Below are 14,606 nucleotides of genomic sequence, written 5' to 3'. Positions count from 1 at the left end.
GCTGCGGCAACGATAGTTGGAGGGACACCTCCTGCAAAAATAGCTCGATGCCAGGATATTATTTACATAACAGGAGCCGTTCTAGATGTTTCTGGAACGGCTTGTTCGTTTATTTTTATTGCAGTGTTACTTTGGGAAAGTATAATCACTCCTAGCGTTGAGTCAGAAATAGGGATGAGTCCTAAGCCAAAAGCTTGAGCTTTTATCTTCAGGTTTTTAAGTATCCGGTCTAGATACTGTTGTTCGTAAGCATCAATACCAGGGTCAGTATAGTGTTCGCCAGATGTCCAAAGGCGATGAAAAATACGTGCCAATTTATGAGCGGTGATCATTTCAGGTTTGTTTCCTGATCGCAAACCCAAATTAGTACCAAAGTCTTCCCACTTACTGTACTTTAGGAATCTTCCTCCAGCTACCATACATATTACCCATAACAGTTTCTTTGGCGCTTTAAGCCAAAATGTGCCACTCGTGACAAGGGCAGCGTGATGACGGGCTACCATCTTACTAAATTCTTTGTCACCACTACTACGCCTTGACGAATTAGCAAAAAGTGGGTTATTTGCTAAACCAATAGTAATGAAGACCATACTCCCCTGAGCGAGTGGGGATTAGGGTCAATAGGGAGGTGGGGAGAAAGACAAGCAAGACAACGAACAACCAACAACCAACCAATGACAATTGAGCAATGACAAATCATTATCGATATATTTTGTTTTATAAACCCTATGGAGTTTTGTGCCAATTTACTCAAGATACTCCAACTCGTAGCACTTTAAAAGATTATATTTCGATTCCAGATGTTTATCCGGTGGGTCGTTTAGACTGGGATAGTGAGGGTTTATTGTTGTTGACAAATCACGGACAACTCAAACATCGACTCTGTGATCCTCGATTTGGACATGAGCGAACTTACTGGGTACAGGTGGAACGCATTCCTGATGTTGCGGCTCTAGAAAAATTAGAAACAGGTGTAATAATTCAGGATTACCATACTCGGCCAGCTAAAGTGAGGCTGTTGTCAGCAGAATCAATTTTACCTGAGCGGGACCCGCCAATTCGATTTCGTAAGAATGTACCGACAACATGGCTGGAGATGGTTTTGACAGAGGGAAAAAATCGGCAAGTACGGAGAATGACGGCGGCTGTGGGATTTCCGACTTTACGACTAGTGCGAGTGGCGATCGCTGACTTACACTTAGATAATCTCAAACCAGGCCAATGGCGTGATTTGACGCCACAGGAAATAAAGTCACTAAATAACTTAACTTTTTCAAATCGCTCCTCAAGAAAACAAAATGGATTACAAACAAAGGCATTTCCGATGAAACAATTTCACCACTAACTTATGAAAAAAACTTTTTCCTGTTAAGAGTTCCCTGTATTCTTCTTAATATAAGTTTTTATTAGATTTTTTTCACAGAAATTACGCTATAAGCAGTATAATACTCTTTTATTTTTGACCTCCTTAGTTAACATCAGCGCTTGGGTGCAAGCTTAAGTTCTATGAGCCTTAATCAGCCATCTAGCTGGCATCACGCTTGCCAACAACAAAATGATATGGTTTCTGCAACACCTGTACGCTTGGGACTTGTACCAGAAAGAGCCTCCGAAGTCGAAAATTGCACAGCAGAATCCTGGCGTCGTACCCAAGAAGAACTGTTATGGTATCGCAAACTGTATGAAAATATACCTTGTGTGTACTTAATAATCAATAAAAATGGAGTAATATTATCTGTCAATAAATTTGGTGCTACTAGTCTTGGCTATTCTCCAGAAGAATTGGTACAACAGTCTATTCTGAATTTATTTGTTCAATCAGAACAGCACAGGCTATCTCATGCATTGAGAAAGCTATTTGAGGATGCACGAGAAAACGAAATTGTCAATCTTGAACTGCGCTTAAACTGTCCTACCAGTCAAATGAAATGGGTAAAAGTAGTGGTAAGGGTACTGCATCCTGAAAAGGAAAATCCATTGATTTCAATGGTTTTTGAAGACATAACTTCTCATAAGCTTTCGGAAGATGCCTTGCGAGAAAGTGAACAGCGCTTTCACACTATGGCCAATACTGCACCTGTGATGTTGTGGATGGCTGACTCCAAAGGATTGTGTAATTTTTTTAACCAGTTATGGTTAGAATTTACTGGACGTAATCAGGAACAAGAGCAAGGTTTGGGTTGGCTGGAAGGAATACATCCCGAAGATAAAAATTTCTGTACACAAACCTACGAAACCGCCTTCAATATACGTACGAAGTTTCAAATAGAATATCGCTTCAAGCGTGCTGATGGAGAATATCGTTGGATTTTAAATACTGGCGTCCCTCGATTTACTCCCAGTGGAAACTTTGCTGGTTATATTGGTTCAGCTATAGATATCACAGAGCGAAAATTAGCGGAAGTTGCTCTTAAAGAAAGCCAAAAAGCGACACAAGCACAATTAGAAGAATTAGAAAACCTCAATCGCCTCAAAGATGAATTTCTCAGTACGGTTTCTCACGAACTACGGACACCACTCACCAACATGAAAATGGCGATACAAATGCTAGGAATTGCACTTAATCAAGAGCAAAACTTGCTCTTAGAGATGGCAAAACCCCATGCACAAAGATCAAAAGTGGCTCGTTATTTCCAAATTTTAAATAATGAATGTGATCGAGAAATCAATCTAATTAATAACTTTTTAGATTTACAGCGTCTGGATACAACTGCCAAACCTCTAGTATTAGAAACTATTCAAGTCCAAGAATGGTTAGAAAGAGTAGTGGAACTATTTCAAGCACGCAACCGCAACAGTTCTTTGCACAATTTACAGATGAGGATAGCTGATAATCTTCCCAGTTTCATTTGCGATCAATTTAGCTTGGAGCGTATTTTAATAGAACTGTTGACAAATGCTTGTAAATTTAGTCCTCCAGGTGCAGAAATTATTATTACTGCTCAGTCAAAAGCTAATTTCATGCAAATTCAAGTCAGTAATGATGGTGCAGAAATCCCTATATCTGAATTGCCACGCATTTTTGAAAAATTCTATCGTATTCCCAGCAATGATCCTTGGAAACAGGGAGGTACAGGATTAGGGTTAGCATTGGTACAAAAGCTTATCAAATACATGGGGGGAACTATTAAAGTAGAAAGTGGGTCAAATCTTACTTGTTTTACTATTCAACTTCCATTGGCATAAAACCTCGGGCATGGGGCATAGGACAATATCAGTATCTAAATTACCAATTACCCATTACCCATTACTTAATTACTTATTACCAAATTTAAAGAAATGTGTTGTAATATGCTGCTTAAGATTATTTTAATGGCAAGTTATTGTGAGGAGTCAACTTGCCGAGATATCAAAATGTTTGGCTAAGATGCGTAAAAATTAAGACTGCCACAAAAACTCACATGTAAAACTACAATCATTTGTAGGTCTACTATAGGCAGGGGCTGCCGATTGTGGCACTTTGAGCGTAGTAGCCACAAGCACCTTGGAGCGGGAATTAAGGAACTTCCACAATGCTGATTTGCCCTCAGTGTAAATTTGAAAACCCCATTTCCAACAAATTCTGTCAAAAATGTGGGGCGTCCCTGACCCACAAGTTCTGTCTACAATGTGATACCCAAGTGCCTGTGGATGCACAACAGTGTCATAACTGCGGTGCTGAATGTGGCAGAGTTTGGTGGGCAATTATTACCAAGGTAGGAGATGTAGAAGTAACAGAAAGAGATTTTAATGAATCAGAGAAGGAGATAGGCGGTAGCGACGAGAGTGGGAGTGACTCCACATTACCACCTCAGGTAGTCTCTGTTTCTGCTTCTACCTTATCTCTTCTACCAGAATATCCCTACTTAGACCAGCAAAAGCGCTATCAGTTGCTAGAACCATTGCCAAACTTGGGAGACGTGGCGCCTCATACTCAAGTGTATGTGAGAGTTTTAGATTGTCTGCCTTACCAGGTTTCTCCTTTGGAAGCAATGATTGCTAACCAGTATCAGGGACTAGTAACGCCTGCGATGGAGGCTAGTGGTGTTCCTGTTTCTGCTAAAGCATATGTTGCTTTAGCAGCTTATACTCATCAAGGTATACCGCCTATTCACGATGCATGGCAGAACGAAAACATACAGGTAGTACTCATTGAAGACCGTTCTGATTGGAAGTACTTGCTAGATTTATGGCGCGATGAGTCAACCAGTTGTCTACAAATGATCAACTGCTTTTATCAGATGACACAACTTTGGGCGCTGCTAGAACCCCTAAATTGTTGTCACAGTCTGTTGGATTTATCGAATCTGCGGTTAGATGAAGACCAAGCAGTAGCGTTACAAATGTTATATGGGTCACCGTTTCAGCAAAGCAGTACTAGCAACATGCTGACTCATGAAGAAAATAACACACCTGAACAAATTGAAAATGTCTTAAATATTCAAGCTTTGGCCCAAGTTTGGCACAAGCTTTTTAGAGAGTCTCAGCGTACACAATTTGGTTCTTTGTTACAACTTTTGACAGATTTGGAAGCAGGTAAGATTGATAATTTGTTACAGTTACAGTCTAGTTTGCAAGCGATCGCTACAGAATTGCAACCAACCTCCAGTTTCGATGACTCAGATGTGACTGCAACAGTCGATTTAGCTACCAATTCACCGACAATTTTGCAATTAGGTGAGCCGCAAGAAGACAATGTCTCAAAAAATGATGATATGCCGACGGTAGTCCTACCAATGCAGCTAATCAGCTTAGAACACGCCGGACTTACCGATGTTGGGCGTCAACGACATCATAACGAAGACTACTTTGGTATTGATACCAAAATAACTAGGCTGGAATTGCCCACTAGCCGCAATGTCCAAGCCCGTGCTTTGTATATTCTTTGTGATGGTATGGGTGGACATGCTGGTGGGGAAGTAGCCAGTGCCTTGGCTGTAAACACCGTGCAACAATACTTTCAAACTCATTGGGTCGATAATAAATTACCTACAGAAGAACAAATCCGTGAAGCAGTAGGACAAGCAAACCAAGCAATTTACAACATTAATCAACAAGATGCCCGATCTGGTGTTGGGCGCATGGGTACGACTTTGGTGATGCTGTTAATTCAAGATACTCAAGCAGCCGTAGCCCATGTAGGTGATAGTCGGCTTTATCGTCTGACTCGCAAGGGGGGCTTAGAACAAATAACAGTAGATCATGAAGTTGGTCAGCGAGAAATCTCGCGAGGAGTAGAGCCTAGTGTGGCATATACCCGACCAGATGCATACCAACTCACACAAGCCCTTGGTCCCCGTGATGAACACTCAATTTCTGCCGATGTGCAATTTTTGGATATTGCGGAAGACACCCTGTTTATCTTAGCATCAGACGGTTTATCAGATAATGATCTACTAGAAACTCGCTATTCAACTCATTTACTTCCCCTGCTAAGTTCCGGTGCTAACCTGGAAACTGGCGTCAGGGATTTAATTGATTTGGCAAACGATTACAATGGTCATGACAACATCACCATTGTATTGATTAGGGCAAAAGTACGCCCAAATTTAGATAGTCAAAATATGGTTAATGGTTAGTGGATGTTTGTTCTTTGGTGTTTGTTGTTTGGAGAACCTACCAACAATCAACTACCAACTACCAACAATCGACAATCAACAACCAACAATTCCCATTCCCTTAGTTACTTTGTAATGTGGTTATTCTGACCCTGTTAGAACCGCAACAAAAAACGCCCCTCCAGGAGTGGCATTTTGAAAACGAGTCCGTGATTCGGATTGGTCGTTCGGCGGATAATCATGTTGTTTTAACCGATACTCTTGTATCGCGACACCATCTTGAACTCAGACAAATCAGTTCTGGTTATGATGGCGGTTCCTGGCAGGTGATTAGTAAAGGTACGAATGGTACTTTTCTTAATGGTGTGCTGGTAACTCAAAGTCCTGTACCAAATGATTCGCTGTTGCAATTGGCGCGGGGAGGGCCAATCCTCAAGTTTCACATCCAGCAGACAAGGGTGCAAAACAGACCTACACACTCGCTTAGTAATTGTACCCACGAAGGAAATTCCCCCAACAATCTGTTTTGTATCCATTGTGGTCAACCGCTGACTGTCCTCAAAACCATTCGCGATTATCACGTTTTGCGGACACTGGGACAGGGAGGTATGGGTACAACTTATCTAGCTTGGGATGAAACTGGAAAAATCAGCGGACAGCCTCAGCTTTTGGTGTTAAAGCAAATGAATGCTGACATGGCAAAAATTGCTAAGGCCCGTGAACTATTTGAAAGAGAGGCCAACACTCTCAAATCTCTTCACCATCCAGGCATTCCCAAATATTATGATTTTTTTGAGGAAGGAGGAAAAAGATATCTGGCGATGGAATTAGTTCATGGCCAGGATTTAGAAAAATTGATTTTATACAAAGGTCCTGTGACTCCATCTCAGGCGATCACTTGGATGATCCAAACCTGCGACATCTTAGACTATTTGCATAGCCAAGAACCTCCGCTAATTCACCGCGATATAAAACCTGCAAACTTGATGGTGCGGAATTCAAATAATGGCATAGTTGTGTTAGATTTTGGCGCAGTGAAAGAAATTGTTGGTACTGCACCAGGTACTCGAATTGGTGCAGAAGGTTATTGCGCCCCTGAACAGGAACGGGGACAACCTCTCACCCAATCTGATTTATATGCCATTGGTCCAACACTCATCTATCTGCTCAGTGGTGAAAATCCTTTCAAGTTTTACCGTCAGCAAGGGCGAAGCTTTCGGTTTGATTTGACAAAAGTCCCCACTATTACCCCTAAACTAGCAGAAGTAATTAATCGTGTTACACAACCATTGCCACGCGATCGCTATCAAACAGCTAGGGACTTAGCTCTAGCCTTGGCTGCTTGTGAATAGTAAAGAGTAGGTTGTTGATTGTTGATAGTTAGTTGTTATTCCCAACAACAAACAACTCTCATGCTTACTCTTCGTCCCAAGCCTCTACTGCTAATAAATCACTAACAGGGTCTTGCATATTAAATCCAAAATCCAATAATTCTTTTTTCCAATACTGCCATTCATTACCGAACAGCAGAGCGATTTTCCAGATACTATCAGTTGGCTTGATAATGTTTGAGTCTACGAGTGATTGCACATTACGCTGCAATTTCACCATTGGGTGAATTACTTGCTGAATCATAACCTCGATTGAATTTCAATTCAGATTTGGTTTGGTAAATGCTTAGTCAAAACCGCTTTCCATTTTGGAGCCATTGTCTATCCGTAGAGTTTAGTACTTTGGTAAAGCTAGTCTTAGCTTCTTCAATATATCATAACTAACTCTACTGAGTTCCTAGCAAATTCGGTTTTGTACGGTAATCACCACTAAAAAGTTTAATTGTGACTACCAACCTTTGCAGACACTTATATCAATAAACTCCACCTCTTCCCAGCATAGATAATATAGCAGGGAAACAATAGTACAATCTTATTCGTTTTTTCATCAACATGTGTGCATTATTTGACAAACCCATTGAAACAAGGGCTTAACGGTAGATTTTTGAGTAACAGCAAAATTTACAGGATTGAGACATCTACCATTTCTAGAAAATTGTTATATAGCATATCGTAATCCTTTGGAGTTGGAGAATGTAAATTTCAATTTTTATAAAAATTTAATGTTTTTCTTAGAAACCAAATCAAAAGAAAACAGAAAATTAAATAGCCGTAATGAACCATGTACACCAAAAGGGATGAAAATTCTTTGTGTCTTGGAGTCTTAGTGGTTCAGGAAGATTTTTTCATCCCAAAGGCGTACTCTAGTTTGAAAATAAGGCAACTATGCTGAGGGCAGTCTCGATGAAAAAATTTCACACTCATGCATAAAAAACCTCTCTAGGCATCTACGCCAGTCGCTTATTGGGAACCTCCTGCGTAAGAGTCGCTGACTCACCATCTGCCTTCTGCCTTATTTTTTAATAAAATGATTGTATCCATTGCCATTCTTGTTTTAAGCCGTCATATAGAGAAACTTGTGGCTGATATCCTAAAACCTTTTGTGCTTTTGACACATCTGCCGCAGTATGACGGGCATCTCCCATTGCTTTTTCTACATGGTTCTTCTTGATGGGATGTCCAACTATTTCTTCCATTGTCTGCAAAACTTCTGCTAAAACCACTCTACTACCACCGCCAATATTAAATATCTCCCCTACAGCTTCTAGTACGGTAGCGGCAGCTAAATTAGCTGCAACAGCATCACTGACAAAAGTAAAGTCTCGGGTTTGCTGTCCATCTCCGTAAATGGGAATTGCTTCATCTGTTAAAACTGCTTTAAAAAACTTATGAAACGCCATGTCAGGGCGCTGTCTCGGGCCATAAACAGTGAAATAGCGCAAAGATACAAATGGCACACCAAAATTTTTGTGATAAAGTCCACATAAACGCTCAGCTGCAAGCTTGGTAATTCCGTAAGGGGAAACAGGCTTGGGACAAATTTCTTCATGGGTAGGTAAAGTTTCAGCATCACCATAGACACTGGAAGTAGAAGCGAATACCAATCTTTTGAGAGAGGGAGTATCTTTTGCTGCTTCTAATAAAACTTGAGTACTGTTAATATTTCGTTCAGTGTAGGCACGAAACCCTTCTCCCCAACTAGCCCTTACTCCCGCCTGCGCTGCCTGATGGTAAATTACATCAACATTTTTTAGAAGTGTTTTCCAGTCTAGAAACTGAATATTTCCTTCTACTAATGTAAAGCGGGGATGATTTTGCAAATGTGCAATATTCTTACGCTTGATTGTAGGGTCATAGTAATCATTAAATTCATCAATGCCGATTACCTCTTCTCCTCTTTTCAACAATGCTTCTACAAGATGAGAGCCAATAAAACCTGCTGCTCCGGTAACTATACTTTTAGCCATAGTGTCCTATTTTTGGATATTTTTTAACTGGATATTCACAGGTTAATGCTTATAAGGTATTAACTGCCATTACTTAATTACTTATATTAAATATTACTTTGTTGTCTTCCTCTACCTTTTAGCCTCTGGCTTAAAAGTCACCTCACCCCGGCTACGCCACCCCTCTGGTGGACCCGCACAGAGGGTAACTCAGGACCCCCACTCACCCAAGGGAGTGGGGGTTACGGGTGTTGTGAGGTTTTTTATGCTTGGTGGTGAAATCTTTTCATCGGGACTGTCTGTGTCTGCCTTTGTTTGGTCAAGACTTTAATTCACATCAGGTAGATTGGAAAGTGCTACAGGCTTAGATTCTGGTTTAGTATCACGAGCAGTCATACGTTTGTAGACAAGACGAGAAATTTGGGGAAAGATGTCTACGCTATTGGAGTATGCAGGACTTTGACCAAAAATGGCTAAAATATAGGTTGTTTTATCATCTCCTGTGGAAACCATGGCCATTTCTGCACGGGAGCGAGAAGTCCAACCAGCCTTAGAATGAAAACTAACGTTATTTTTAGATAAAGACTGACCTAAAAAACCTCTTACAGGATTGAAAGCATACAAATCCGGATCTTGCCAAGCTTTCGGATTTAAATCCCTTTCTAGCCAGTTGCACATTTTTTGACTAGCTTCTTGAGAAACAGCTGTTTTCAGGTAACAAATTTCGTACATGAGTCTGGCTGCTTGTCTGGTTGTAATCCGATTCGGATTCCAAACAGGCGTACTCAACATTTGCGACTCACTACCTCTAGGTTCTGGAAGATTGAGGTAATAAAGCGGAAATGTTTTTTGGCTCACATTAATCCGTTTATAGCCAGCTTCCCGGAAAAACCTATTTACTTGTTCACGTTTATTTTTCAAACCTTTAAATTTTTCGCTCTTGAGTCTAGGTTGAGAACGTGTAGCAGTAATTTGATCAACAATATAGCTCGCAGCCTCATTATCAGACTCCTGAATCATTTTGGCGATATAAGGAATAAAATCATTTTCATTTTTCCAAATCCCACTCTCGATTTGGGAATATAAAACCGTCATCCAGAATGTTTTCACTACACTAGCAGGATATCTGGGTGTGTCTTGCTGATATCCTGCTGTCTCACCTGTTTTTGCATCTATCAATGTAATTGATAAAGGTTTTTTCGGCAGACCTTCAGCAGCAGTTAGCTTCACAACTTCATTAACGATTTTTTGCAACTCTTGGCTGTATTTAAAATCTGGAGGTGTGTCGAGATTGTAGGCAACTTCTGTATTTTCTTTTCCTGGAAGACGAGAAGGAATAGGCATTCCTTTAGCGATCGCCCAATTAGGACGTGGTGGCGGAGTAGTGCGTAATTTTAATTTTTTGTGAGCAGATGACGTTGCAGGAACTACTACAGAGTCTGGTACATTTGTACGTAATTTTAATGTTTTTTGAGTAGATGATTTGGCAGCAAGCAAAATACCGCCTGGTGCGGCAGCATTCAGTGAATTTAATGGTTGTGCAGCAGATGTTCTTGCAGACTGTGTAGTCACGTACTTAGCCATCAAAGCAGCTGCCAGCACAAATGGAATAGTCATTCTTACGGTTGCAGTATTGAATCTGGCAATGAAGCTTAGTGCTGAGATTTGCTGAGATGAAACCTTGGATTGAGGCGATTTCTGCATATTTATTTTTGGCTTGTGTATGGATATAGTTTGCAACTTCTAGTTACAACAACAAGCGTAATTATATTACCAAAAATATGCAGTATAAAACAATTCAGATTCGATTGTCTGTAACAGTAAATTGTATGAAATTACAATGTCTGATTCATATTGATTACAAATTTTAATAACGTGCTATCTCACGCAAAAATGAGGTTAAGAGACTAAAATTGTCACAGGATAAGGAACAGAAGATTTCACACTTAATTTACGAGATCAAATCTGATGGATAAATGTTTATCAAAATCTGGTTTAATTGATTGTTGTTAGTGACTGCATTCATGATAGTCTTGTATCAAACAAACAAATTTATCTTTTTCAATCTTTGATATTGAGTACGTGGCAGCGACAATAAAGATACTATCTAAAATTAGCTAAACAAACCAAAATACAAGCTTTTTTGAGTTTGAGTTTTTAATTTTGTGTAGCACTGTTAACACCTAGATTTTAATCCCTAGATACAGATACAGCTACTACCTGTATTCTGATAATTGTGCCTATATCTTGAGGCAGATATTTAGTTATTTGATATAAAAAATTCCTAAAAAAGCATTTCTTTTTAAAAAAGACCACTTACGGTGAAATAAAGCGTTGTAACTGCTATTTTTTGGGGATAACATGGGAAATAGTTCTAATTAGGCTTCTCACACCACATTTGGTGTTAGTTTTTTATGGACATTCAGCTAATCAACATCGGTTTCGGCAATATTGTGTCCGCCAACCGAGTAGTTGCCATTGTCAGTCCAGAATCTGCCCCTATTAAGCGAATCATTACGGATGCACGCGATCGAGGTCAACTTATTGATGCAACCTACGGTCGCCGTACCAGGGCTGTAATTATTACCGATTCCAGCCATGTTATCCTCTCGGCGATTCAACCGGAAACGGTTGCGAATCGTTTTGTGGTTTCCCGTGAGCATCAGGCGGTAGATAACTAAATCAGGAGTTGATGAAAATTCTTACTCCTATTTGCGCCATATCAGCAGTAACATGTGAAATAGACAAATTTTCTGTCACTCATACTACAAAATTCTGTTAGTCACAGAAAATCTGTGGGAAAGGGAATAGGTAATATGTAATAGGTGTTCTTACCAATTACCAATTACCAATAAATAATGTCTATTAATTAATTCACAGGTTGAGCGGATGATGCAAGTTTTATCCATCCAGAGTGGTGCTACTACCAAAGATTGTCCATCTTCTGGCAAGCTAATTGTCTTAACCGGGCCCAGTGGTGTCGGCAAAGGGACTTTAATGCGATCGCTCCTGGCGCGTCATCCAGAGCTTTATTATTCGGTATCCGCAACTACTCGTTCTCCTCGTCCAGGAGAAATCGACGGCAAAGATTATTACTTTATTAGCCGTAGTAAATTTGAACAATTGGTGGCAGCTGGTGAATTTTTAGAATGGGCAGAATTTGCTGGCAACTATTACGGTACTCCCCGTGAACCAGTCATCAACCAAATTTGTTCTGGCAAATTGGTTTTACTAGAAATAGAGTTAGAAGGAGCTAGACAAATACGCCGTTCCTTTCCCGAAGCACTGAGTATTTTTATCTTGCCACCTTCATTCAGCGAGTTAGAAAAACGGATACGTACTCGCGGACAAGACTCCGAAGAAGCGATCGCTCGTCGTCTACGCCGCGCCCAAGATGAGATCAATGCTGCTGATGAATTTGATATTCAAATCGTTAATGACGATTTTGAAACAACCCTCAAATCTATAGAAGCAACTTTGTTTGGATAGTTCAGCACCCTTAAAAAACCCCTATTATTTGCCCAAAAAGCGACAAAGGGCACAAAGCAAGACTTACTAAGCCTTTTCTTTGTGTCCTTTGTATTTTGTTAGTAGTTAATAGTTAGTAAATAGTAGTTAGTAGATAATAGGTAATTGGTAATTGTTATTAGCCATCAACCACTAACCACTAACCATTAACAAACACGTATATTAACCAAAGAAACCTTGAATCAATCCGAAATTGACAGTTAAGAAGTAGGCTGTAACAGCACCACCAATACCGCCAATTAAGAAAGCACTGCCGAAGTTGCTCCAACCTTCTTTAGTGTGGAAAGCATCAGAAGGATGAGGTGCAGTCACGCTAGCAACTGGTTCGGGAGGATTGCTATTAGCATACAAAGATAGGGCTATTGTCAAAATCACGAGTAAGCCAATAGTTGATAACAAACCAGCTAAGTCAGCATTCACAGTATTCCGCAGGGGACCCAATTTAGCAAAGGGACCAAAAATCCAGTAACCATGAGCCATGCCAACTTCCAGTCCTCTTCTAAAAGGAGTTATACCTGGACGATAGGCAGGCAAGTTGTTAATGAACCACTTGGTTAAGGCAGAAGAATTAATAGGTGTTTCTAAGTTGCCAATTTGCGGATCACGTGTTGCTGGAAAAACTACTTCCCGATTTCTAGGATCGCTAGGAAGATTTTTTGATGCATCTACTGCTTGCGCCATATTTTAATTTCGCCTCTCAACAGTAAGGTGGCAATATTTTATATTAATAATAATTGTCTTTTAATGACATTTTTGAAAACTAAAGTTTAGAAAAATTAATTTACTTTCCTACTACCTAAAAATACCTGATTATTTAGCTTTGAGCTTGTTGAAGATTTATATTTATCAGCCATAAAGGGCACAGAGAAGTTAAGGGGTATTTTTAATTTTTGATAACACAAAGAATCATGTTGTTATCAACATTTAAAGGTTAAAATACTCTTTTTATAATATTTAGCAGCGAGTAGTTACTATTTATTTATTATTTACTCAAGCTAACTACTGTACGGGCGAAGCATCTGTACAATAAAATTTTCGCTTTAGCGAGAAATATAAATAATACAAATGCTTCGCTCCTACTAACTAAACCCTTCAAAAACTAAAACCCGTTATTTCTTACGGCAACGGGTGGAAAAGTAGATCGGGGAAAAAGCGGTTAAATTCAATCAAAATGCCTGCTGTAATGAACAGCCATATTGTAGTGATTACAGGTGCTGTACTAAGAAACTTAAAGAAAGGGCTTTGATTATCCATGAATTAATCTCCGAAGTAGTCAATGAATCAAGCAATACTAGCGTGGTGAAATGGGAATTTCTTCATCCTTGGCTGTTAATTCACCAGAAAGCAATTCTTTGATTGCTGCTGCTGGCCAAGCAAAGCCGGATAGCATGATTGGCAATGCCAAGGGAACATCGATTTGAATTTCCTTCTGTTCTACGTCGCCTCCTTGCTTTTTGATTGTTTGCAGGTAAGCACGACCAACCCAGCCAATCCAACCAGCAATATACAAAAAGAGGATGCTGGGAATTAAAAAGTCACCAGCACGGTCTAAACGACCATCCACAATTAAGTGAGGTAAACCCTCAGGACCACAATACGCCTGAGAATAACGCTCAAATCGCTTTTGCCCAGACTGGGGGTCAGCGGTGGTGTTGCGAGCAACTTGTGCACGCTGAGCAAAGGCAGAAGATTCACTACAAGGTACAAGGTCAGCTCCCAGCGCATTAGCGGCAGGAGCAAAGTTCAACCAAAGACAAATCGCTAAAATCAAAGCAAACAAGCGTCGCATGGAATTGTTTCCTTTCATTACGAAACAAAATCTTAATATTGTACAAAACGAAGCGGCTTGTACAATTTTGATTTGCACAACTATTACGTCAGTATAGTTTCATAGAATAAAGGTGAATACTAAAATTACCTTTATTTTATGTTTTTGGGAATCACACCCAATGGCTGAACTAAAACAACCTTTGTCGAAAAAGGATGTGATCAATTTTCGACTACTTTATGTAGAAGCATGTTCACTTTTGATGACCAGCAGAAATTTAATATTTCTTATCTGGTCTTTTGTGAAATTGTGGAGTTTAAATCCACAATCAAAGTAGGATAAACAAAACTTTTGACAGATATTAATCTGACAAAATTTCTGATTTTTCCTGTTATTTTAGTGGGTTTTGAGTCTATGGCAATCATACTCTTGCCTG

General features: G+C 39.8%; 13 protein-coding genes. 6 read left to right on the top strand and 7 right to left on the bottom strand.

The window, feature by feature from the left end; genetic code table 11:
• Positions 1-62 precede the first annotated feature (62 nt).
• A complete protein-coding gene (locus NIES592_RS21075) occupies positions 63-590 on the bottom strand; it encodes a hypothetical protein (protein WP_073556792.1) in 528 nt (175 codons plus the stop codon).
• A gap of 98 nt (positions 591-688) precedes the next feature.
• Here NIES592_RS21075 and NIES592_RS21070 point away from each other — a divergent pair, with 98 nt between their 5' ends.
• From NIES592_RS21070 to NIES592_RS21055, 4 genes are all read left to right on the top strand, one after another.
• The gene (locus tag NIES592_RS21070; protein WP_073556791.1) at positions 689-1,345 is read left to right on the top strand and encodes an rRNA large subunit pseudouridine synthase E; all 657 of its coding nucleotides are present in this window, start codon (positions 689-691) and stop codon (positions 1,343-1,345) included.
• 161 nt (positions 1,346-1,506) lie between these two features.
• Positions 1,507-3,186, top strand: a complete 1,680-nt coding sequence (locus NIES592_RS21065) for a sensor histidine kinase (RefSeq protein ID WP_073556790.1) — start codon at positions 1,507-1,509, stop codon at positions 3,184-3,186.
• A gap of 326 nt (positions 3,187-3,512) precedes the next feature.
• Positions 3,513-5,558 carry a serine/threonine phosphatase gene (locus tag NIES592_RS21060; protein ID WP_073556789.1) on the top strand — a complete coding sequence of 682 codons (2,046 nt, stop codon included), beginning with the start codon at positions 3,513-3,515 and terminating at the stop codon, positions 5,556-5,558.
• A 116-nt stretch (positions 5,559-5,674) separates the two neighbouring features.
• Positions 5,675-6,889, top strand: coding sequence for an FHA domain-containing serine/threonine-protein kinase (locus NIES592_RS21055; protein WP_062245549.1), 1,215 nt, complete (start codon positions 5,675-5,677; stop codon positions 6,887-6,889).
• Between the two features lie 64 nt (positions 6,890-6,953).
• Here the strand turns inward: NIES592_RS21055 and NIES592_RS21050 are convergent, their stop codons facing one another.
• The 3 genes from NIES592_RS21050 to NIES592_RS21040 form a co-directional block, all read right to left on the bottom strand.
• A complete protein-coding gene (locus tag NIES592_RS21050) occupies positions 6,954-7,172 on the bottom strand; it encodes a DUF4327 family protein (RefSeq protein WP_009459095.1) in 219 nt (72 codons plus the stop codon).
• 775 nt (positions 7,173-7,947) lie between these two features.
• Positions 7,948-8,895 carry an NAD-dependent epimerase/dehydratase family protein gene (locus NIES592_RS21045; protein WP_073556788.1) on the bottom strand — a complete coding sequence of 316 codons (948 nt, stop codon included), beginning with the start codon at positions 8,893-8,895 and terminating at the stop codon, positions 7,948-7,950.
• Between the two features lie 306 nt (positions 8,896-9,201).
• Positions 9,202-10,491 carry a serine hydrolase gene (locus NIES592_RS21040; RefSeq protein ID WP_178379599.1) on the bottom strand — a complete coding sequence of 430 codons (1,290 nt, stop codon included), beginning with the start codon at positions 10,489-10,491 and terminating at the stop codon, positions 9,202-9,204.
• A 797-nt stretch (positions 10,492-11,288) separates the two neighbouring features.
• On the opposite strand from NIES592_RS21040, the gene remA reads away from it, so the two are divergent.
• Both remA and gmk read left to right on the top strand, forming a co-directional pair.
• Positions 11,289-11,555, top strand: a complete 267-nt coding sequence (remA, locus tag NIES592_RS21035) for an extracellular matrix/biofilm regulator RemA (RefSeq protein ID WP_009459091.1) — start codon at positions 11,289-11,291, stop codon at positions 11,553-11,555.
• Between the two features lie 208 nt (positions 11,556-11,763).
• Complete coding sequence (gene gmk / locus NIES592_RS21030) at positions 11,764-12,363, top strand: guanylate kinase (protein ID WP_009459089.1); 600 nt, start codon at positions 11,764-11,766, stop codon at positions 12,361-12,363.
• Positions 12,364-12,564: 201 nt separating this feature from the next.
• Here the strand turns inward: gmk and NIES592_RS21025 are convergent, their stop codons facing one another.
• The 3 genes from NIES592_RS21025 to NIES592_RS21015 form a co-directional block, all read right to left on the bottom strand.
• Positions 12,565-13,083, bottom strand: a complete 519-nt coding sequence (locus tag NIES592_RS21025; RefSeq protein ID WP_062245558.1) for a photosystem I reaction center protein subunit XI — start codon at positions 13,081-13,083, stop codon at positions 12,565-12,567.
• A 435-nt stretch (positions 13,084-13,518) separates the two neighbouring features.
• Entirely contained in the window at positions 13,519-13,656 is a 138-nt protein-coding gene (gene psaJ, locus NIES592_RS21020) for a photosystem I reaction center subunit IX (RefSeq protein ID WP_009459082.1), read from the bottom strand.
• Between the two features lie 37 nt (positions 13,657-13,693).
• A complete protein-coding gene (locus NIES592_RS21015) occupies positions 13,694-14,191 on the bottom strand; it encodes a Photosystem I reaction center subunit III (protein WP_062245561.1) in 498 nt (165 codons plus the stop codon).
• Between the last annotated feature and the right edge of the window lie 415 nt (positions 14,192-14,606).

Source organism: Fischerella major NIES-592 (assembly GCF_001904645.1).
Lineage (GTDB): Bacteria > Cyanobacteriota > Cyanobacteriia > Cyanobacteriales > Nostocaceae > Fischerella > Fischerella thermalis.
The sequence above is the reverse complement of the archived record's forward strand: the minus strand, read 5'-3'. Positions and strand labels throughout refer to the sequence as shown.

What these genes read in the sequence shown, in the direction of transcription:
- NIES592_RS21075 (WP_073556792.1), bottom strand. Translation starts at nt 590, where the DNA reads ATGGTCTTCATTACTATTGGTTTAGCAAATAACCCACTTTTTGCTAAT.
- NIES592_RS21070 (WP_073556791.1), top strand. Translation starts at nt 689, where the DNA reads ATGACAAATCATTATCGATATATTTTGTTTTATAAACCCTATGGAGTT.
- NIES592_RS21065 (WP_073556790.1), top strand. Translation starts at nt 1,507, where the DNA reads ATGAGCCTTAATCAGCCATCTAGCTGGCATCACGCTTGCCAACAACAA.
- NIES592_RS21060 (WP_073556789.1), top strand. Translation starts at nt 3,513, where the DNA reads ATGCTGATTTGCCCTCAGTGTAAATTTGAAAACCCCATTTCCAACAAA.
- NIES592_RS21050 (WP_009459095.1), bottom strand. Translation starts at nt 7,172, where the DNA reads ATGATTCAGCAAGTAATTCACCCAATGGTGAAATTGCAGCGTAATGTG.
- NIES592_RS21045 (WP_073556788.1), bottom strand. Translation starts at nt 8,895, where the DNA reads ATGGCTAAAAGTATAGTTACCGGAGCAGCAGGTTTTATTGGCTCTCAT.
- NIES592_RS21040 (WP_178379599.1), bottom strand. Translation starts at nt 10,491, where the DNA reads ATGACTATTCCATTTGTGCTGGCAGCTGCTTTGATGGCTAAGTACGTG.
- remA (WP_009459091.1), top strand. Translation starts at nt 11,289, where the DNA reads ATGGACATTCAGCTAATCAACATCGGTTTCGGCAATATTGTGTCCGCC.
- gmk (WP_009459089.1), top strand. Translation starts at nt 11,764, where the DNA reads ATGATGCAAGTTTTATCCATCCAGAGTGGTGCTACTACCAAAGATTGT.
- NIES592_RS21025 (WP_062245558.1), bottom strand. Translation starts at nt 13,083, where the DNA reads ATGGCGCAAGCAGTAGATGCATCAAAAAATCTTCCTAGCGATCCTAGA.
- psaJ (WP_009459082.1), bottom strand. Translation starts at nt 13,656, where the DNA reads ATGGATAATCAAAGCCCTTTCTTTAAGTTTCTTAGTACAGCACCTGTA.
- NIES592_RS21015 (WP_062245561.1), bottom strand. Translation starts at nt 14,191, where the DNA reads ATGCGACGCTTGTTTGCTTTGATTTTAGCGATTTGTCTTTGGTTGAAC.